Raw genomic sequence first — 17,590 nt, 5'->3', positions numbered from 1 at the left:
CCTCGTCCCGCAGACCGCCGCCCGTAGCACGGAGCAGGCAGGAACCACCCGCCGCACACACGACACGGGGGTCGTCATCGGGCTGATGACGACCCCCAGGTCGTGTTCGGCGGTGGAGCGGGCGCAGGAGAGCCCTGGCCCTGCTAGCGGCCCTGGAGCGCGCGGACGTTGTCGCCGAACGTCCAGCCCTTGGAGCCGTCCCAGTTGATCGACCACGTCATGAGGCCCTTGAGACGCGACGCGTACGGCTGGTACGCCTGCGTCACCAGCGACGGCGCCATGTAGCCGCCGCCCGCGCCCGCCTGGGCGGGGAGCCCCGGGACCTGCTTGTCGTAGGGCACCTTCACGGTGACGCCCTGGATCGTCAGGCCGGCGTTCAGGCAGTCGGTCTGCTTCTGGAAACCCTGGACGGTCCCGGCGCCGTACGAGTCGCCGCTGCACCCGTACATCGAGCCGTTGTAGTACTGCATGTTGAGCCACCACAGGCGGCCGTTGTCGACGTACTTCTTGATGATCGGCAGGTACGAGCCCCAGATCGACCCGTACACGACGCTGCCGCCCGTGACGTACGCCGTCTCGGGCGCCATCGTGAGACCGAACCCGCTCGGCATCTCCGCGAGGACGCCGTCGATGATGCGGATCAGGTTCGACTGCGACGTCGACAGCGTGCTGATGCTCCCGCTGCCGGACAGCCCCGTCTCGATGTCGATGTCGATGCCGTCGAAGTGGTTGTCGCGCAGGATCGGCACGACCGTCTCCACGAAGCGGTCCGCGACGGCCGGGCTGGACAGGTCGATCCCGGCGGTCGCGCCGCCGATCGACAGGAGCAGGCGCGTGCCGTTCGCCTTCGCCGCGCACATCTCGGCGGGCGTCGGCACGTCGACCCCGGTGTCCATGCCGTCCTGCCACAGCACGGTGCCGTCGGAGAGGATCACGGGGAACGCGAGGGTGACGACGTTGTAGCCGTGCGCGGAGATCCGGGCGTCGTCGATCGGGATGTGCCCCAGGCCCGGGTGCACGCCGTTGGACGCGCCGTCCCAGCTCTCCCAGTACCCCTGGAGCACCTTGCCCGCCGGCTTGCCCTGGACCGCGCAGTCGGTCGGGTCGGTGGGATCGGTCGGATCAGTGGGGTCCGTCGGATCGGTGGGATCCGTCGGATCGGTGGGATCCGTCGGATCGGTGGGATCCGTCGGGTCGCACGTCCCGCCGTCGGTCCACAGCGTCGGGGTCGCGGCGGGGTTCCAGCCGGTGCCGACGTAGGCCGTGTGCGTGACGCGCGCGGTGTACGTGCGCCCGCCGTACGTGACCTGGGCGCCGGCGGCGTACGTGGAGCCCTCCGCCCAGACGGTGGTCGAGCACTGGGCCGCGGCCGCCGGGGCGAGCGCACCCGGGACGACGGCGGCGCCGCCCACGAGGGCCGCCGCCAGGGCGACGGTGGCCGCTCCGGCGAGGAGCGGGGTCGGACGAGATCTCACGGGGGCACCTCGGGTTCGGTCGCACGGCGGCCGAGACGGGCGCCGTCGGCCGATGATGCCGCCAGTCTGCAAGCGCGCGACCGCGTCGCGCATGAGGGAGAACCACACGATCCGCGCCGCTCGCCGGGGCGCGGGGGGGCGCGCGGGGTACGGGTGGTCCCGGACCTCCCGGCCGTGGCCGGCCGGGAGGCGACGTGTCCCGTACCGAGCGCGCGCGAGCGGCCTCCCGCCCGCGCGCCTAGGGTCGGCGGCATGGCCGACTGGCAGCCCGACGTCCTCGGGGACGACTACGAGCAGCTCACGCTGCCGCTCGCCCCGGACGACGAGGGCGACGTCGTCGCCACGCTCGTGCGCCGCCGTCGGGCCGGGGGCGCCCGCACCCCGGCCGGGGGTGACGACGGAACCGCCCCCTACCTGGACGTCCTGTACGTCCACGGCTGGTCGGACTACTTCTTCCAGACCGAGCTCGCCGACTTCTGGGAGGCGCACGGCGCGCGCTTCCACGCGCTCGACCTGCGCAAGTACGGGCGCAGCCTGCGCCCCGGCCAGACCCCGGGATTCGTCACGGACCTCGGGGCGTACGACGAGGACATCGAGGCCGCGCTCACGGCGATCGGCCACCGCGGTGACGGGCGCTCACCGCGCGAGCTCGTGCTCATGGGCCACTCCACGGGGGGCCTGACCCTCAGCCTCTGGCTCGCCCGGAACCCCGGCCGCGCGGCGGCGCTCGTCCTCAACAGCCCGTGGCTGGAGTTCCAGACGCGGGAGGTGGGACGCCTGCTGCTCGAGCCCGTGATCGGGGCCCGCGCCCGCCTCACGCCGACGCGCCCGCTGCCGAACGTCGACCTCGGCTTCTACACGCGCTCGGTGAGCAAGGACTTCGACGGCGAGTGGACGTACGACCTCGCGTGGCGCCCCCAGCACGGGTTCCGCACCACGCCCGCGTGGCTGTCCGCCGTCTTCCGCGGGCAGCAGACGGTCGCGCGCGGCCTGGCCATCGGGGCGCCGGTGCTCGTGCTGCTCTCCGCCCGCAGCACGCTGCTCCCGCGCTGGACGCCCGAGATGATGCACACGGACACGGCGATCGACGTGGACGGCGTCGCGCAGCGGTCCGTCCAGCTCGGCGACCTCGTCACGGTCGCGCGCCTGGACGGCGCCCTGCACGACGTCGTCCTCTCGGCCCGGCCCGTGCGCGCGCTCGCGTACGGGCGCATCGCGCAGTGGGTCGGCGCGTACCTCCCGCGCCCCGCGCCCGTCGTCCTGGTCGTGCCCGACGTCGACGCCCCCGCTCCCGACGCCGCACCGCCCGCGTCGCGCCGGCTGGGCCCGCTGCTCTCCCGCCTCGGCGCGGGCGCCCACCGCGCCGGGCGCGCCGTCGCGCGCACGGTCGGCTCTGCCGTCGGGACGCTGCGCGGCAACCGGGCCGGCCGCCGGTGAACGGAGTCCGGACGAGGCCGGCCCACGACACCGCACCCCCGCCCTGGGCGTCCCGCCCTGCGGGGGGTCATGGGCCTACCGTGGGCACGTGAACCAGGCACTGGACGAGGGGCCGTTCTTCCACGGCACGAAGGCCGATCTCCGGACGGGCGACCTGCTGACCGCGGGCTTCCGTTCGAACTACCGGCCCGAGGTCACCATGAACCACGTGTACTTCACGGCACTCGTCGACGGCGCCGGCCTCGCCGCCGAGCTCGCGGCCGGCGACGCGGCACCTCGGGTCTACCAGGTCGAGCCGACCGGTCCGTTCGAGGACGACCCCAACGTCACCGACAAGAAGTTCCCGGGCAACCCGACGCAGTCGTACCGCAGCAGCGCACCGCTGCGGGTCGTCGGCGAGGTCACCGACTGGCCGCGCCTGAGCGAGGACGCGCTGGCGTCCTGGCGTGCGCGACTGGCGGCACTGCTGTCCGACGAGCGGGGCGAGATCATCAACTGAGGGCTGCCGCGCCCAGGCATCGGGCAGGGGTCGTCTACCCCCACAGGGGGAGGGTGCCGGGTCAGGGTTCGCCCCGTCGATGGATACCCCGGCGGCGGGGCGGCACTACCGTCGGCGACGTCGCGTACGGCCCAGCAGAAGGAGCGGTAGGAGTGTTTCGCGAGGTACCGGTCCTTCCCGTCGTGGCGCCCCTCGCTGCCGTCGTGCTCGGGACCCTGCTGTGGCGCCTGCGCCGCGCGGGTCGGCTGACGGTGCCGCGAGCCGCCGTCGCGCTCGCGCTCGCGGTCTACGCCGCGGGTGTCGTCGCGAACACCGTGTTCCCGATCTTCCTCGACAAGCCGGTGACCACCGCTCCCTGGAACGCCCACCTGGCACTCGTGCCGCTGAGGGACTACGAGGTCGCCGACGCGGTGATGAACATCCTCGTGTTCGTGCCGCTGGGGATGCTCGTGCCGCTCCTGACGGCGAGGCTGTCGTGGTGGGGTGCCGTCGCCGCGGCGGCGGCCTTCAGCCTGGCGATCGAGGTGACCCAGCTCGTCACCGCGCACCTTCTGGGCGGCGGCCACATCGCGGACGTCAACGACCTGGTCTTCAACGTCGTCGGCGGCGTAGTCGGCTTCGCCCTGGTCACCACGCTCACGCGCGTGCCCGCCCTGGACGCCGTCGTCGACCGCTTCCGCTGGTACCCGGGCTCGCGGCTGCGCGGAGAGCGGCGCCTCCGCGGCTCACGGCGGCACTGAACCGGCACTGAACCGGCACCGAGCCGGACACCGCGGGCGACGGACCCCGGTGGGGATCACTGGTCGAGCTGCGCCCGCACGAAGTCCACGATCCCGTCCGCCGCGGCCTCGACCTCGGCGAGGCAGTCCTCGAAGTCCTGCTGACCGCCGTACCAGGGGTCGGCGATGTCGAGCACGTGCTCGGGCTCGCCCGGCGCGACGCGGGGCGCCACCGGGTCGAACGAGCGGTACATCCGCACCGGGGCGTCGTCGTCGAGGCGCCGCAGGGCGCGCGCGTGCTGGGACGTCATCGCGAGCACGAGGTCCCGCGCGGCGAGGTCGCCCGCGCGCACCTGGCGGGCGCGGTGCGTCCCGTCGACGACGTACCCGTGCTCGGCGAGGACGCTGCGCGCACGGCGGTCGATCGGGTTCCCCCGCTCCTCGTCGCTGATCCCCGTCGAGTCGACGACGACGCGGCCTCCGAGCCCGGCGGCCTCGAACCGGTCGCGCAGCACCACCTCGGCCATGGGGGACCGGCAGATGTTGCCGGTGCAGACGGTCATGACGCGGTAGGGCGCGGGGGCCTCGGCACTGGTCATGAGCCCATTCTGCGGGAGTCGCGCGCGCTCCTCGCGGGGCACGCCGTCGTCGGGCGCCCCGCGACCGCCGCGTCTACCGTGAGGACATGATGATCGGGGCGGGGTCGGGGCGGATCGCCGTGACGGGCGCGAGCGGGCTCCTGGGGTCGAAGCTCGCGTTCCGCCTCGCCGCCGAGGGCGCGACCCAGCGCCTCGTCGTGCGCGACGCCGCGCGGGCGCCCAGCCTCGGCGACGACCCTCTCCCGGAGTCGGACGTCGCCGTCGTCGGCGGGTACACGGACACGCGCGGGATGGTCGCGGCGTTCACGGACGTCGACACCGTGTTCCTCGTGTCCGCCCGCGAGGACCTCGACCGCGTCGCGCAGCACCGCGCGGCGGTCGACGCCGCCATCGCCGCCGGGGTGGGGCACATCGTCTACGTGTCGTTCGTCGGTGCGGCGCCGGACGCCGTCTTCACGTTCGCGCGCGACCACTGGCGCACCGAGGAGTACATCCGCGCGACGGGCGTGCGCCACACGTTCCTGCGCGACAACCTGTACCACCGCGGGCTCGCGCTCATGGTCGGCGACGACGGCGTGATCCGCGGACCCGCGGGCGACGGCCGGGTCGCGTCCGTGTCGCACGACGACATCGCGGACGTCGCGACCGTCGTCCTGCTCGACGCCGACGCGCACCGCCACGACGGCGCCACCTACGGTGTCACGGGGCCCGAGGCCCTCACGCTCGGCGAGGTCGCGGAGTCCCTGGCCGCCGCCACGGGTCGCGAGATCACGTACCACGCCGAGACCGTCGAGGAGGCGTACGCGTCGCGCGAGAGCTACGGGGTGCCGCAGTTCGAGGTCGACGGGTGGGTGTCGTCGTACACGGCGATCGCCGCGGGCGAGCTCGCGCACGTGAGCGACGTCGTCCCCCGCCTCGTCGAGCGCCCCGCGCAGTCGTTCGCCGCGTGGCTCGACGACTACCCCGAGGAGTGGGCGCACCTGCGTCCCGCCTGACTCCCGGCGCCTCACCGCACGACGTGTCACCGCGCGACGTCTCCACGCCGTGCGCGAAAACCCCTGGCGCCGTCCGCGGGGGCGGACGTACCGTCGTCGTACACGCGAAAGGAGGTGGTCCTGGAAGTGAAGATTCTTCGGACTCGTGAGGTGGTTGCGCGCTAGTCGTCGCGCAACCGATCCAGCAACGGACCGGATGCGGTGAGCCCGTGAACCGGGCGGGGTCTCCCGAGGGGAGGCGCCCGACGGCGAGCGAGTACCACGCAACCACCGGAGCCCGCGGGCGTCGTGCCCTCGTCCAGCACGACAGGAGGAACCCTCCAGCCCGCGGGCTTCTCGCTGCCCGCCCGCTCGCTGAGTGCTGGGTATGTGTCGTCCGGATCCCCTGACGACGACACATACCCAGCACTCAGCGGGTGGCGGGGGCCGGCTCCGGGACGTGACCTGCGTCGTCGAGCGCGGTCGTCCGCTCAGGCGCCGCGGGCGCGGTGGTGGCCCGACGACGGCGCGGCGCTCCCATCGCGACCCCCGCGAGGGCGAACGCCGCGACCGGGACCCACAGCGCGGTGTGGAACGCGGCGAGGCCCGCCTCCGGCCCCGTCGCGTCCCCGAGGGCGAGGACGCTGACGGCCGTCGCCGCGGAGATGCCGATCGCCGCGCCGAGCTGGAACGCCGTGTTGAGCACGCCGCCGGCCACCCCCTGCTCCGCGTCGGTCACGCCCGTGGTCGCCGCGATGGCGATCGGCCCGTAGACCAGGGCGAACGCGACCCCGACGAGCGCCATCGACGGGACCATCACGGCGTACGTCCAGTCGAGCCCCGACGCGAGGAACCACGCCGCGGCGAGCGTCCCGGCGACGAGCCCCCCGACGATCACGCGTGGCACCCCGAACCGCTCCACGAGGCGCGGCGTGAGCACGGGCGCGAGGACGACGTCGATCGCCATGAGGAGCATCGCGAGCCCGGTCTGCAGCGGCGTCCAGCCCCGCAGCTCCTGCAGGTAGAGCGTGAGGAGCACCTGGAACCCGTAGAACCCGCCCGCGAAGAGCACCGCCGTGACGTTCGCCCGCACGAGCTCGGTCGAGCGGAAGAGCCGCAGCGGGAGGAGCGGGTGCGGGGCCCGGCGCTGCCGTGCGACGAACGCCGCGAGGAGCACGGCACCGCCCCCGAGCGCGGCGACCGTCCACGCGAGCCCCTCGCCCGGGTGCTCGAGCCGCACGATGCCGACGGCGAGCAGGACCATGGCGCCCGTCGCCAGGACGGCGCCGAGGACGTCGAGCGCGCCGCGGACGCGGCCCGTCGTGTCGCGCGGGACCGTGACCAGGGCCAGTGCGAGGAGCACGACGGCGAGGAGCACCGGGGCGAAGAAGACCCACCGCCAGTGGATCGCGGCCAGGAGCCCGCCCACGACGAGCCCGAGCGAGAAGCCCGCCGCGCCCGCGGCGCCGTAGACGACGAGCGCGCGGTTGCGGCGCGGCCCCTCGGCGAACGACGTCGTGATGAGCGACATCCCGGCCGGCGTGAGGAACCCGGCCGCGACGCCCGTGACGAAGCGTGACAGCAGGAGCATCCAGGCGTCGGTCGCGAACCCGCCGAGCCCCGAGAAGACGAGGAAGACGAGCAGCCAGAGGACGAACATCCGGCGGCGGCCGTAGAGGTCGGCCGCGCGCCCGCCGAGCAGCATGAACCCGCCGTACCCGACGACGTACGCCGTCACGACGCCGCCCAGCTCGCCCGTCGCGAGCCCCAGGTCGGCACGGATGCCCGGGAGCGCGACAGAGAGCATCGCGATGTCGCTGCCCTCCAGGAAGATCGCCCCGCACAGCACGAGGAGCAGCCCCCAGTCCCGGAGGGTGAAGCGTGCGGCCGCCCGCACGCTCTCGCGGCTGCGGCTCGTCGTCCCGTCGGTCATGAACGTCCCCTTCCTCCTGAGCACCTCTCGGTACTCGGTTACCTCTTGATACCGAGCCCATCGTGGGACAGGATCAGGAGGCATGGAAGACGGCACATTCGACTCACCTGGTATCACCGTGGATACCGTGGCGGCGCGCGGACGGTCCGCGGACGGGCACGAGGCTGCTCGCGCCGGCGCGTCCGACGACGTCCCGACCCCCGAGGGCCGGCACGGCTGCCCACCGGCCAAGTGGGAGAGCGACGTCGAGGTCTGGCAGTGGGACGCGCGCGAGGACTGCGAGGTGCGCCAGATCCTCGACCGCATCGCGGACAAGTGGTCGCTGCTCGCCATCGCGCTGCTCGACCGCCGGGTCATGCGCTTCACCGAGCTCAAGCGCGAGATCGACGGGATCAGCCAGCGCATGCTGTCGCGCACGCTGCGCCAGCTCGAGCGCGACGGCATCGTCGAGCGCACGGTCTACCCGACCGTCCCGCCGCGCGTCGACTACGCCCTCACCGAGATGGGGCGCTCCCTCCACGCGACGACCAAGGCGCTCGTCGTGTGGACCGAGGCGCACCAGGAGCGCATCGCCGCCGCGCGCAGCGCCTACGACGAGCGCGAGGCGTCGCTCCAGGACCTCTGAGGGGCGCCGGTCAGGCGACCGCGGTCGCGAGCACGCCGAACGTCGGGTCGGGCGAGATGGGGGACGGTGCGGGCTCGTCGCCCGCCGGACCGCTCGTCATCTCCCACGTCCCGTCGCTCTCGACGCGGACGGCGGCCGTGCGGGCCCCGGACGCGTCGACGACCTTGACGCTCCCCCCGAACGGCCGCCCCGGGAGCTGCGCGAACGCGGCCCGGACGAACCGCGACGCGGCGTCGGGCAGAGGGTCGCCCATCTGGAGCGGGCGCACGTGCCAGATGCCGAACGGGCGCGGCTCGAGCACGACCGCACCGCCCTGCGCGCCGACGAGCAGCGCGGCGTTGGTGCGCTCGTCCGCGATCGCCGCCGCCTCCACCCACTCGGTCGCGGTCGTGAGGACGCGCGTGAGCGGGACGACGTTGCCGACGGGTGCGAGCACCTCGCCCTCGACACGCGCGAGCCGCCGCACGACGAGCGAGCTGAGCCCCGCCGCGAGGAGGGGGGAGTCGGCGGGCACGTCGGGAAGGCGCAGGTTCTCGCGCGTCCTCGTGGCGGCAGGTCCCTCGTTGAGCGACAGGAGCACGAGCAGCTCCGGCCCCGTGAGCTCGATGAGCCCGTCGTCCGGACGGCTCGCCGCCTCGGTCTGCGTGGTCATCGGTCGTCCCTCTCCTCGTGCGGACCGTGGCCCCGGTCCGGCGCGTGCGCCGCGGTCACCACGGCCATACCTTCTTCAGCGTCTCGGTCGCCCCGTCGACGAAGTCCCCGCCCGCGTCCCACACGTCGCCGGCGAGGTCGGCGGCACCGTCGGCGAGGTCGCCCCCACGATCCCACAGCCAGCCCGCGCCGTCGGCGATGCGCTTCGTCACGGGGACGTCGCCGGAGAGCAGGGTCGCGACGCCCCACACGGCTCCCGCACCCGCGATCGCCCAACCGACCGGGTTGCTCGCGAGGAAGATCGCCGCGCCGATGCCGGCGGCGCCGAGCCCCGCGGTGATGACGCCGTCCGTCCCCTTGAACCCGTCGCCCTCCGCGAAGCCCTCCCACGCCTGCACCGAGCCGCTGTACACCGAGTAGCCGTCGAACACGAACCCGGCGCCCTTGAGCACCTTGCCGGCGGACGCGAGGTTGTCCGCGAGCCCCGCCACGTTGAGCGGGTCGTCGAGCTTGTTCATCGCGGCCCAGGCGTCGACTCCCTGGGACGCGACCCAGTTGAGCACGCCGCCCTGGGTCATGTCCGTCGTGAGCCACGACGGCGGGACCAGCCAGTCCGGCGGACCACCGTCGCCACCCCGGGTCACCGGATCGCCTGGCCCACCCGGAGAACCCGGTCCGCCGGGCCCACCGGGGCCGCCCGGCCCGCCCGGCCCGCCCGGCCCGCCCGGCCCGCCCGGCCCGCCCGGGCCACCGTCGCGGCTCGTCGCGTCCTGCTGCTCGGCGTTGCCGCGCAGGAGGTCGGCGGCGTCCGTGAGCAGCGCGGCGGTGCCCGTCAGGCTCGGCCGCAGGGTCGACGTCCACGCGGTGCGGAACTCGGCGGCGTCGGAGCCCTCCCAGCGCGCTCGGCCCACGGCCGTCTCGATCGCCGCCGCGGCCAGCTCCAGGGCCTGTGCGCCGTCCGCCACGCGGCCCGCGAGCGAGCGCAGGGCCTCGATGTCGGCCCCGTACATCCCGCTGCTCATTCCTCGCCCCTCTGCGCTCTCACCCACACCCCCCGCACGCTCCCGGATCGGCCACGCCGTGCCGGCGCCGCCTGCAGGGTACGGAGGCGGAGCGGGAGAGGTCGATGGTGACCGGTCCCCATGCCCGTCAGGACGGGCGCACGCCGCGGCGGCGGTCGTCGGCCACGAGCGCGCGGTACCGGCGCCACTGCCGGACGGCGAACCGGCCGAGGAACACGCAGGCCAGCACGCCGACGGCCACCCAGCCCCAGGGGAACGGGTCGCCCGCGTGGTAGCTGCGGAAGCCCTCCGTCCAGCCGTACACCTGGGCGCGGTACCAGCCCAGCACGAAGACCGCGACGACGGCGGGAGGGACGACGGCGGCGAAGGTCAGGAACCACGCGTACGTGCGCGCCTGCTTCGTGTCGCCCACGAACCGCGTCCGCGGCGCCCCGTCCATCCGTCCACCTCCGTGCTCGGGCCTCCGGGCACCCTACCCGGCGCCGGCCGACCGGCCGAGGCGTCTCGCCCGCCCTGTCGGCCGGCGTCCGTCAGCGCACGAGGTGGGGCTCGACGAGCTCGACGTACCGGCGGGCGAGCGTCGCCACGACGTCGGCGCCGGGCGCGGCCCAGACGTCGGCGTGGAAGATCTCGACCTCGACGTCACCGGCGTAGCCCGCCGCCGCCACCGAGCGCGTGAACGCGGCGAAGTCGACGTGGCCGTCGCCCATCATGCCGCGGCCGAGCAGCGTGTCCGCGGGCAGCGGGGTGATCCAGTCGCACACCTGGTAGCTGACGATCCGGCCCGCGGCACCGGCCCGCGCGATCTGCTCGTGGACCTTCGGCTCCCACCACAGGTGGTAGGTGTCGACGACGACGCCCACCTCCTCGGGCGCGAACGGCTCGGCGAGGTCGAGGGCCTGCTCGAGCGTCGAGACGACGCCGCGGTCCGCCGCGAAGATCGGGTTCATGGGCTCGATCCCGAGCGTCACGCCCGCCTCGCGCGCTGCCGGGACGAGCGCGGCGATCGCGTCCGCCGCGCGCGCCCGAGCACCGATCAGGTCGCGGTCGCCGTCGGGCAGCCCGCCCGGCACGAGGACGAGCGTCGGCGCGCCGAGGGCCGCCGTCTCCGCGATCGCGGCGAGGTTGCTCGCGTGCGCGGCGGCACGCGCGTCCGGGTCGCTCGCGGTGAAGAAGCCGCCGCGGCACACGGACGACACCCGCAGCCCGGCGTCGCGCACCCACCGCACGGCGGTGTCGAGCCCGACGTCGGCGACCGGCTCGCGCCACACCCCGATCGCCGGGAGCCCCGCGGCGACACAGCCGTCGATCGCCTCGCGCAGCGACCAGCGCGCCGTCGTGCGCTGGTTCAAGGAGAGCCGCGCAAGCCGAGGATCGCCGGCCCCCGGCGTCACCACCCGCGCTGCCACCCCGCTCGGAACGTCGATCCCCGCCACGTCCCCGCCGAGCATGCGGTCGTCGCCCGTCCCGGGGCTCTGACGAGCAGCAGCCGCATGCTCGGCGGACACCACCGCACGCTCGGCCGGGGAGGAGTCACGCGCGGGACCCGACGGGAACTCCGAGATCTCGGTGCTCACGCGACCACCGCCGCGACGCCGGCGTCGGCACTGCCACGGGCCGCGTCCGCCTCGATCCCGGCCGCGGCGAGGACGAGGCCGAGGCGGTGCGCGGCGCGGTCCGGGTCCGGCAGGAGCTGAGCCTCGTTCGCGAGCTCGAAGGCGCGTGCGAGGTGCACGACGCTCCGGGCCGACTGCAGCCCGCCCACCATCGTGAACCCGGGCTGGTGACCCGCGAGCCACGCGAGGAAGGCGATCCCGGTCTTGTAGTAGTACGTCGGCGCCTCGAACACGTGCCGCGAGAGCGCGAGCGTCGGGGCCATCTCGGCGTCGTAGCGGTCGAGGTCGCGGTCGTCGAGCGCCGTGAGCGCGGCCGAGGCGGCGGGGGCGACCGCCGCGAACGCGCCGAGCAGCGCGTCGGAGTGCCGCTCGCCGTCGCCCCGGATCAGCTCCGGGTAGTGGAAGTCGTCGCCGGTGTACAACCGGACGCCGTCGGGAAGTACGGCGCGCAGACCCACCTCGTGCGCCGCCGAGAGCAGCGACACCTTGACCCCGTCCACACGATCGGCGTGCGCCCGCACGAGGTCGACGAACGTCGCGGTCGCGGTAGCGACGTCCCCGGACCCCCAGTAGCCGCGCAGGTTCGGGTCGAACGCCTCACCGAGCCAGTGCAGGATCACGGGCTCGCGCACCTGGGACAGGATCGCGTCGTACACGCGCACGTAGTCGTCGGCCGACGTCGCGACGCGCGCGAGGTGGCGCGACGCCATGAGGATGACCTGCGACCCCGTGCCCTCGACGAACTCGACCTGCTCGGCGTACGCGCCGATCACGTCGTCCACGGTCCGCAGCTCGTCGGGCGACCGGTGGTCCGTCCCCGCGCCCGACGCGATGCGCGCCCCGAGCTCGTGGGCCTGCGCCGCGCTCCGCGACACGAGCTCCTGGACCGCGGGCCAGTCGAGACCCATGTTGCGCTGCGCGGTGTCCATCGCCTCGGCGACGCCCATCCCGTACCGGAACAGGTGCCGCCGGAAGGCGAGGGTCGACTCCCAGTCCACGACGGCCGGCGCACCGGGGACGTTCTCGCCCCGCGGGTCCGCGACGACGTGCGCCGCCGCGAACGCGACGCGCGACGCGTACGGGCCGGGGTGGTCCGCCCACTCCCGTGGTGCGCGCAGCTCGACGCGCCGCGTGCCGCCGTCGGGCAGCGGGATCCGCACCCCGCCCGCGCCGCTCACGCCCCCGCTCCGGACGCCGAACCCAGGGCCTCGGACCCGGGGTACGGCGAGGCGCCGAGCTCCACCCGACGCCCCTCGCGCGACGACGTGTAGCCCGCGTCCACGAGGCGCAGGCCCCGCACCCCGGCGTCGAAGTCGTACGGGTGCGGCCGCCCCGCGTGGACGTCGCGCAGGAACTCCTCCCACTGCGCGCGGAACCCGTTGACGAACTCCTGGTTGTCCGGGATCTGCTCCCACTGGGCGCGGAAGTCCTGGTCGGTGGGGAGGTCCGGGTTCCACACGGGCTTGGGGGTGCGGGCGCGCGACTGGATGCGGCACCCGAACAGGCCCGCGACCGCGGACCCGTGCGTCCCGTCGACCTGGAACTCGACGAGCTCGCCCCGGTCCACGCGCACCGCCCACGACGAGTTCACCTGCGCGAGGATCGGGCCGTCCGCCCCGGCGAGCTCGAAGATCCCGTACGCGGCGTCGTCGGCCGTCGCGGCGTAGGGCTCGCCGTGCTCGTCCCAGCGCTCGGGGATGTGGGTCACGGCCTTCGCCATGACCGCCTCGACCGGCCCGAACAGGTTCTCCAGCACGTAGTTCCAGTGGCAGAACATGTCGAGGACCATCCCGCCGCCGTCCTCGGCGCGGTAGTTCCAGCTCGGGCGCTGCGCGGGCTGCCAGTCGCCCTCGAACACCCAGTACCCGAACTCGCCGCGCACCGACAGGATGCGGCCGAAGAACCCGCCGTCGATCAGGCGCTTGAGCTTGAGCAGACCGGGCAGGTACAGCTTGTCGTGCACGACGCCGTGGATCACCCCGGCCGCTCGCGCCGCCTCGGCGAGCTCCTCGCCCTCGGCGACCGACTCCGCGATCGGCTTCTCCGTGTACACGTGCTTGCCCGCCGCGAGCGCCTTGAGGATCGCCTTGGTGCGCTCCGACGTGACCTGCGCGTCGAAGTAGATCGTGGCCGTCGGGTCCGCGAGCGCCGCGTCGAGGTCGGTCGTGTACTCGGTGACGCCGTGGCGCGCGGCGAGCTCCGCGAGCTTGGCGCGGTTGCGGCCCACGAGCACGGGCTCCACCTGGAGGCGCGTGCCGTCGTCGAGCTCGACGCCGCCGTCGTCCCGGATCGCGAGGATGGAGCGCACGAGGTGCTGGCGGTACCCCATGCGCCCGGTCACGCCGTTCATGACGATGCGCACGGTGCGGGTGGTCGGTCGGTCGCCCCCTGCGGCGTCCGTGGTCTGGCTGGTCATGCGGGCGGTCATCCGTTCTGCGAGAGCGAGCGCTCGGCGGGCCGGCCGCCGAGGTAGAGCTCGGAGAGCTGGGGGTCGGCGAGGAGCTCGGGCGCGGGTCCGGTGATGTGGACGCGGCCGAGGTCGAGCACGCACCCGATGTCGGCGGTCTCGAGCGCGCGGCGCGCGTTCTGCTCGACGAGCAGCACCGCGACGCCGGCGTCGCGCATGCGCACGACCTGCTCGAACACCGTCGACGTCGTCTTGGGGTCGAGGCCCATGGACGGCTCGTCGAGCAGCACGACCTCCGGGCTCACCATGAGCGAGCGCGCGAACTCGACCTGCTTCTGCTGCCCGCCGGAGAGCAGGCCCGCGAGCTGCTTCCACCGCTCGCCCACGATGGGGAAGAGGTTCTGCACGAACGCGACCCGCTCCGCGATCCTCTGCTTGTCACGGAGCGTGTACGCGCCGAGCAGCACGTTCTCCGCGACCGTCATCTCGCGGAACACGCTGTGCCCCTGGAGCACGTGCGCGAGCCCGGACGTGAGCATCTCCTGCGGCCCCTGGCCCGTGACGTCGCGCCCGCCGACGAGGATGCGGCCCGAGCGCGGCTTGAGCAGCCCGCTCGCGACCTTGAGCACCGTCGACTTGCCCGCGCCGTTCGGCCCGACGAGGCACACGACGGTCGCCGCCGGGACCTTGATGGTCAGCCCGCGCAGCACCATGGCCGCGCGGCCGTACCCGGCCTGGATGTCGTCCAGCTCGAGGAGGTACTCCTGCTTCGCCCCCGTCCCGGGGGTCGGGTCAGACACCAAGGTAGGCCTCCAGCACTCGCGGGTCGGCTTGCACGACGGCGGGGGTCCCCTCGGCGATGGGCCGGCCCCGGTCGAACACGATGACGTGGTGGGACAGGCTCATGACCATGTCCATGTTGTGCTCGACGACGAGGAACGTCTTGCCCTCGGCGTTGAGCTCCTGCACGAGCGTCCCGATGCGCCCGATGAGCGCCGGGTTCACGCCGCCCGCGGGCTCGTCGAGCATGATCGTGTCCGGGTCGCCCATGAGGACGCCCGCGAGCTCGAGCAGCTTCTGCTGCCCGTAGGAGAGGTTGCGCGCCTCGGCGTTCTCCAGGTGGTCGATGCCGACGCGCACGAGCAGCGCGCGCGCCTTGTCGATCTCCTCCGGGTTGCGCGCCCCGCCGAGCAGCTCGCGCACCGTGGCGCGCCGGACGGCGACGAGCATGTTCTCCAGCACCGTCATGCGCGGGAACACCCGGCAGAGCTGGAAGCTGCGCCCGATCCCGGCGCGCGCGATCTTGTGCGGCGCGCGCCGCGTGATGTCCTCGCCGCGGAACGTGACCGTGCCGGAGTCCGGCTTGATCATGCCCGTCACGCAGTTGAAGAACGTCGTCTTGCCCGACCCGTTCGGGCCGATGAGCGCGTTGATCTTGCCGTGGTGGAACGTGACCGTCGCGTCGCGGACGGCGTGGACGCCGCCGAACGACTTGGTGAGGCCGACGGTCTCGAGGTTGCGGGTCGTCGGGGGTGCGGTCGTCGTCATCGGTCCTTCTCCTCTCCCGTGCCCTCTGCGGTCGGCTCGCCGTCGGGTCGTCCCTGCACGACGGCGGCCGTCGGCTCGCCGGTCGGCTCGCCCGCCGCGGCGCGGTTGCGCTCGAGGAGCTCGGCCGCGGTCATCTCGCGGATCGACGAGTCCTGGGGACCGAACCGCTTCACGAGCGACTGCGCCGCGGGGATGATCCCGTCGGGCATGAAGAGCACGACGACGCCGAGGAGCAGGGCCGTGGCGACGAGGTGGAACTGGGTGTCGCCGAACTCGAGCTTGAAGTACTCCAGACCGGTACCGACGACGACGGCGCCGAGGAGCGGGCCGAAGAGGTGCCGGACGCCCCCGAACAGGGCCATGAGGACCATGTAGGAGCCGAGCATGATGGAGAACTGGAAGATCGGGTCGAGGTCGCCGAACCACAGGGCGTACATGCCGCCCGCGAGGCCGGTGAACGTCGCCGAGACGACGTAGGCGACGAGCTTGTAGTTGCGCGTCGGGACGCCGAGGGCCTGTGCCTTGTCCTCGTCCTCGCGGATCGCCTTGAGCCCGGTGCCGAAGCGCGAGCGGTCGATGACCCACCAGGCGACGAGCATGACGACGAGCAGCGCCGCGAACAGGTAGAAGAAGGTGCGGTGGTGCTCGGGGCGCAGCAGGTCCGGGAAGGGGCGCGGGACGACGAGGCCGTCCGACCCGCCCGTGAAGGATCCCCACGCCTGGAAGACGAGCAGCAGGATGAGGACGAACGAGATCGACACGATGACGAACGACGCGCCGCGCACGCGGAGCGCCGCGATGCCGACGGGGATCGTGATGAGCAGGACGATCAGGCCCGCGACGAGCCACGCGACGAAGCTCGGGAGCCCGAGGTCGCGGATCAGCAGGCCCGTGCCGTAGGCGCCGAGGCCGAAGAACGCGGCGTGCCCGAGCGAGACGTACCCCGTGAAGCCGCCCATGAAGTTCCAGGCGGTCGCGGTGCACGCGTAGCTGAGGACGACGATGCCGGCCGACAGGATGTACGCGTTGGGCGCCATCGTCGGGAAGGCCAGGACGAGCACGGCGAGGACGACGAGCGCGGCGAGGCGGACGACGCGGCCCCAGGGGCGGCGTGCGGTGGGTGCGACGACGGCCGAGGCCGTGCCTGCGCCGTCGGGCACCGCGCGGGCGGCCGCGCGGCGGCTCGCGGGACGGGTGTCAGAAGCGTTGGGCAAGGCGACCTCCGAAGAATCCCTGGGGCCGCAGCATCAGCGTCGCGAACAGCGCGACGTAGAAGATGGTCTGCGCCCAAGTGGTGCCGAGCGGCACCTGGAGCAAGCTCTGGCCGATGCCGAGCACCATGGCGGCGATCGCGGCGCCCGGGATGGACCCCAGGCCGCCGACGACGATGATCGCCATGAGCGGGCCGATCCAGTGCCAGTGCAGCGACGGGTAGATCGTCGCGTCGAGCGACAGCGCGGTCCCGCCGATCGCGGCGGTCGCGAGGCCGAGGCCGAAGCCGTAGCCCGCGACGCGGTCGGTCTTGATGCCGACGAGCTGCGCCGCCTCGCGGTGCTGGATCGTCGCGCGCAGCGCCTGGCCGAACCGGCTGTGCTTCATGAGCAGGTACAGGAGCGCGAGCGAGAGCGCCGCGAGGCCGAACGCCACGAGCTTCACGACGGCGATCCGCGCCCCGAAGAACTCGATGCTCGCGCCCGAGTAGGGGAGCTGGATGCGTCGCTGCGTGCCGCTCCAGACGAAGCCGATCATGCCCTCGATGAAGAGCGCGACGGCGAACGTCAGGAGGACGGACATCATCGTGAGCGTCGCGGGCCGCAGGCGCGTGATGAGCAGGCGCTGCATGCCCACGCCGACGAGGAAGAACAGCGGCACCGTGATGACGAGCGACAGCAGCGGGTCCATGCCGGTCTGCTGGTTGAAGAACCAGGCGAGGTACGCGGCGAGGATGAGGAACGCCGAGTGGGCGATCATCACGACGCGCATCACGCCGAAGTACAGGGTGAGGCCCGCTGCCAGGAGGGCGTAGAGCCCTCCCAGCAGCACGCCGAGCACGAGGCTCTGGAAGAGGAGCGTTCCCGTCACGTG

Annotated in this window: 18 protein-coding genes; 5 read left to right on the top strand and 13 right to left on the bottom strand. The window is 73.6% G+C overall.

Annotated features, from left to right (window positions below; genetic code table 11):
- Positions 1 to 143: 143 nt before the first annotated feature.
- Positions 144 to 1,475, bottom strand: coding sequence for a carbohydrate-binding protein (locus tag JOE63_RS01775; RefSeq protein WP_307839895.1), 1,332 nt, complete (start codon positions 1,473 to 1,475; stop codon positions 144 to 146).
- Positions 1,476 to 1,727: 252 nt separating this feature from the next.
- On the opposite strand from JOE63_RS01775, the gene JOE63_RS01770 reads away from it, so the two are divergent.
- The 3 genes from JOE63_RS01770 (at position 1,728) to JOE63_RS01760 (ending at position 4,151) form a co-directional block, all read left to right on the top strand.
- Complete coding sequence (locus tag JOE63_RS01770; RefSeq protein WP_087470480.1) at positions 1,728 to 2,912, top strand: alpha/beta hydrolase; 1,185 nt, start codon at positions 1,728 to 1,730, stop codon at positions 2,910 to 2,912.
- 88 nt (positions 2,913 to 3,000) lie between these two features.
- The gene (arr, locus tag JOE63_RS01765; protein ID WP_087470479.1) at positions 3,001 to 3,411 is read left to right on the top strand and encodes an NAD(+)--rifampin ADP-ribosyltransferase; all 411 of its coding nucleotides are present in this window, start codon (positions 3,001 to 3,003) and stop codon (positions 3,409 to 3,411) included.
- A gap of 152 nt (positions 3,412 to 3,563) precedes the next feature.
- Positions 3,564 to 4,151, top strand: a complete 588-nt coding sequence (locus JOE63_RS01760) for a VanZ family protein (RefSeq protein WP_087470478.1) — start codon at positions 3,564 to 3,566, stop codon at positions 4,149 to 4,151.
- A 56-nt stretch (positions 4,152 to 4,207) separates the two neighbouring features.
- Here the strand turns inward: JOE63_RS01760 and JOE63_RS01755 are convergent, their stop codons facing one another.
- Complete coding sequence (locus JOE63_RS01755) at positions 4,208 to 4,729, bottom strand: low molecular weight protein-tyrosine-phosphatase (RefSeq protein WP_239576586.1); 522 nt, start codon at positions 4,727 to 4,729, stop codon at positions 4,208 to 4,210.
- Between the two features lie 86 nt (positions 4,730 to 4,815).
- Between JOE63_RS01755 and JOE63_RS01750 the strand changes: the two genes are divergently transcribed.
- Positions 4,816 to 5,724: an SDR family oxidoreductase gene (locus tag JOE63_RS01750; protein ID WP_204538622.1), complete on the top strand. Its 909-nt coding sequence runs from the start codon at positions 4,816 to 4,818 to the stop codon at positions 5,722 to 5,724.
- Positions 5,725 to 6,133: 409 nt separating this feature from the next.
- Here the strand turns inward: JOE63_RS01750 and JOE63_RS01745 are convergent, their stop codons facing one another.
- A complete protein-coding gene (locus JOE63_RS01745) occupies positions 6,134 to 7,636 on the bottom strand; it encodes an MFS transporter (RefSeq protein ID WP_204538619.1) in 1,503 nt (500 codons plus the stop codon).
- 118 nt (positions 7,637 to 7,754) lie between these two features.
- Here JOE63_RS01745 and JOE63_RS01740 point away from each other — a divergent pair, with 118 nt between their 5' ends.
- On the top strand, positions 7,755 to 8,261 hold the full coding sequence (locus JOE63_RS01740) for a winged helix-turn-helix transcriptional regulator (RefSeq protein WP_307839894.1): 507 nt from the start codon (positions 7,755 to 7,757) through the stop codon (positions 8,259 to 8,261).
- 10 nt (positions 8,262 to 8,271) lie between these two features.
- Here the strand turns inward: JOE63_RS01740 and JOE63_RS01735 are convergent, their stop codons facing one another.
- The 10 genes from JOE63_RS01735 to JOE63_RS01690 form a co-directional block, all read right to left on the bottom strand.
- Positions 8,272 to 8,913 carry a hypothetical protein gene (locus JOE63_RS01735; protein ID WP_087470475.1) on the bottom strand — a complete coding sequence of 214 codons (642 nt, stop codon included), beginning with the start codon at positions 8,911 to 8,913 and terminating at the stop codon, positions 8,272 to 8,274.
- A gap of 55 nt (positions 8,914 to 8,968) precedes the next feature.
- Positions 8,969 to 9,934 (bottom strand): WXG100 family type VII secretion target, encoded by a 966-nt coding sequence (locus JOE63_RS01730; protein WP_204538616.1) that lies wholly within the window; start codon positions 9,932 to 9,934, stop codon positions 8,969 to 8,971.
- A gap of 127 nt (positions 9,935 to 10,061) precedes the next feature.
- Positions 10,062 to 10,373 (bottom strand): hypothetical protein, encoded by a 312-nt coding sequence (locus tag JOE63_RS01725; RefSeq protein WP_157759525.1) that lies wholly within the window; start codon positions 10,371 to 10,373, stop codon positions 10,062 to 10,064.
- 91 nt (positions 10,374 to 10,464) lie between these two features.
- Positions 10,465 to 11,511: a sugar phosphate isomerase/epimerase family protein gene (locus tag JOE63_RS01720; RefSeq protein WP_307839893.1), complete on the bottom strand. Its 1,047-nt coding sequence runs from the start codon at positions 11,509 to 11,511 to the stop codon at positions 10,465 to 10,467.
- Positions 11,508 to 12,728: a dihydrodipicolinate synthase family protein gene (locus JOE63_RS01715; RefSeq protein ID WP_307839892.1), complete on the bottom strand. Its 1,221-nt coding sequence runs from the start codon at positions 12,726 to 12,728 to the stop codon at positions 11,508 to 11,510. The genes JOE63_RS01720 and JOE63_RS01715 overlap by 4 nt, the downstream gene beginning before the upstream one ends.
- Complete coding sequence (locus JOE63_RS01710; RefSeq protein WP_204538613.1) at positions 12,725 to 13,966, bottom strand: Gfo/Idh/MocA family protein; 1,242 nt, start codon at positions 13,964 to 13,966, stop codon at positions 12,725 to 12,727. Before JOE63_RS01710 ends, JOE63_RS01715 begins: the two co-directional genes overlap by 4 nt.
- A gap of 8 nt (positions 13,967 to 13,974) precedes the next feature.
- Positions 13,975 to 14,757, bottom strand: a complete 783-nt coding sequence (locus tag JOE63_RS01705) for an ABC transporter ATP-binding protein (protein ID WP_307839891.1) — start codon at positions 14,755 to 14,757, stop codon at positions 13,975 to 13,977.
- A complete protein-coding gene (locus tag JOE63_RS01700) occupies positions 14,750 to 15,505 on the bottom strand; it encodes an ABC transporter ATP-binding protein (protein WP_204538610.1) in 756 nt (251 codons plus the stop codon). The genes JOE63_RS01705 and JOE63_RS01700 overlap by 8 nt, the downstream gene beginning before the upstream one ends.
- The gene (locus JOE63_RS01695) at positions 15,502 to 16,719 is read right to left on the bottom strand and encodes a branched-chain amino acid ABC transporter permease (RefSeq protein ID WP_239576584.1); all 1,218 of its coding nucleotides are present in this window, start codon (positions 16,717 to 16,719) and stop codon (positions 15,502 to 15,504) included. The genes JOE63_RS01700 and JOE63_RS01695 overlap by 4 nt, the downstream gene beginning before the upstream one ends.
- On the bottom strand, positions 16,703 to 17,587 hold the full coding sequence (locus tag JOE63_RS01690) for a branched-chain amino acid ABC transporter permease (protein ID WP_024841626.1): 885 nt from the start codon (positions 17,585 to 17,587) through the stop codon (positions 16,703 to 16,705). The genes JOE63_RS01695 and JOE63_RS01690 overlap by 17 nt, the downstream gene beginning before the upstream one ends.
- Positions 17,588 to 17,590: the final 3 nt, after the last annotated feature.

The sequence above is a fragment of the Cellulosimicrobium cellulans genome (assembly GCF_016907755.1).
In the GTDB taxonomy this organism is placed as follows: domain Bacteria; phylum Actinomycetota; class Actinomycetes; order Actinomycetales; family Cellulomonadaceae; genus Cellulosimicrobium; species Cellulosimicrobium cellulans_D.
The sequence above is the reverse complement of the archived record's forward strand: the minus strand, read 5'-3'. Positions and strand labels throughout refer to the sequence as shown.

Excerpts from the sequence above, each read along its gene's own strand:
- JOE63_RS01770 (WP_087470480.1), top strand. The coding sequence starts at position 1,728 with ATGGCCGACTGGCAGCCCGACGTCCTCGGGGACGACTACGAGCAGCTC.
- JOE63_RS01755 (WP_239576586.1), bottom strand. The coding sequence starts at position 4,729 with ATGACCAGTGCCGAGGCCCCCGCGCCCTACCGCGTCATGACCGTCTGC.
- JOE63_RS01750 (WP_204538622.1), top strand. The coding sequence starts at position 4,816 with ATGATGATCGGGGCGGGGTCGGGGCGGATCGCCGTGACGGGCGCGAGC.
- JOE63_RS01745 (WP_204538619.1), bottom strand. The coding sequence starts at position 7,636 with ATGACCGACGGGACGACGAGCCGCAGCCGCGAGAGCGTGCGGGCGGCC.
- JOE63_RS01735 (WP_087470475.1), bottom strand. The coding sequence starts at position 8,913 with ATGACCACGCAGACCGAGGCGGCGAGCCGTCCGGACGACGGGCTCATC.
- JOE63_RS01730 (WP_204538616.1), bottom strand. The coding sequence starts at position 9,934 with ATGAGCAGCGGGATGTACGGGGCCGACATCGAGGCCCTGCGCTCGCTC.
- JOE63_RS01725 (WP_157759525.1), bottom strand. The coding sequence starts at position 10,373 with ATGGACGGGGCGCCGCGGACGCGGTTCGTGGGCGACACGAAGCAGGCG.
- JOE63_RS01710 (WP_204538613.1), bottom strand. The coding sequence starts at position 13,966 with ATGACCAGCCAGACCACGGACGCCGCAGGGGGCGACCGACCGACCACC.
- JOE63_RS01700 (WP_204538610.1), bottom strand. The coding sequence starts at position 15,505 with ATGACGACGACCGCACCCCCGACGACCCGCAACCTCGAGACCGTCGGC.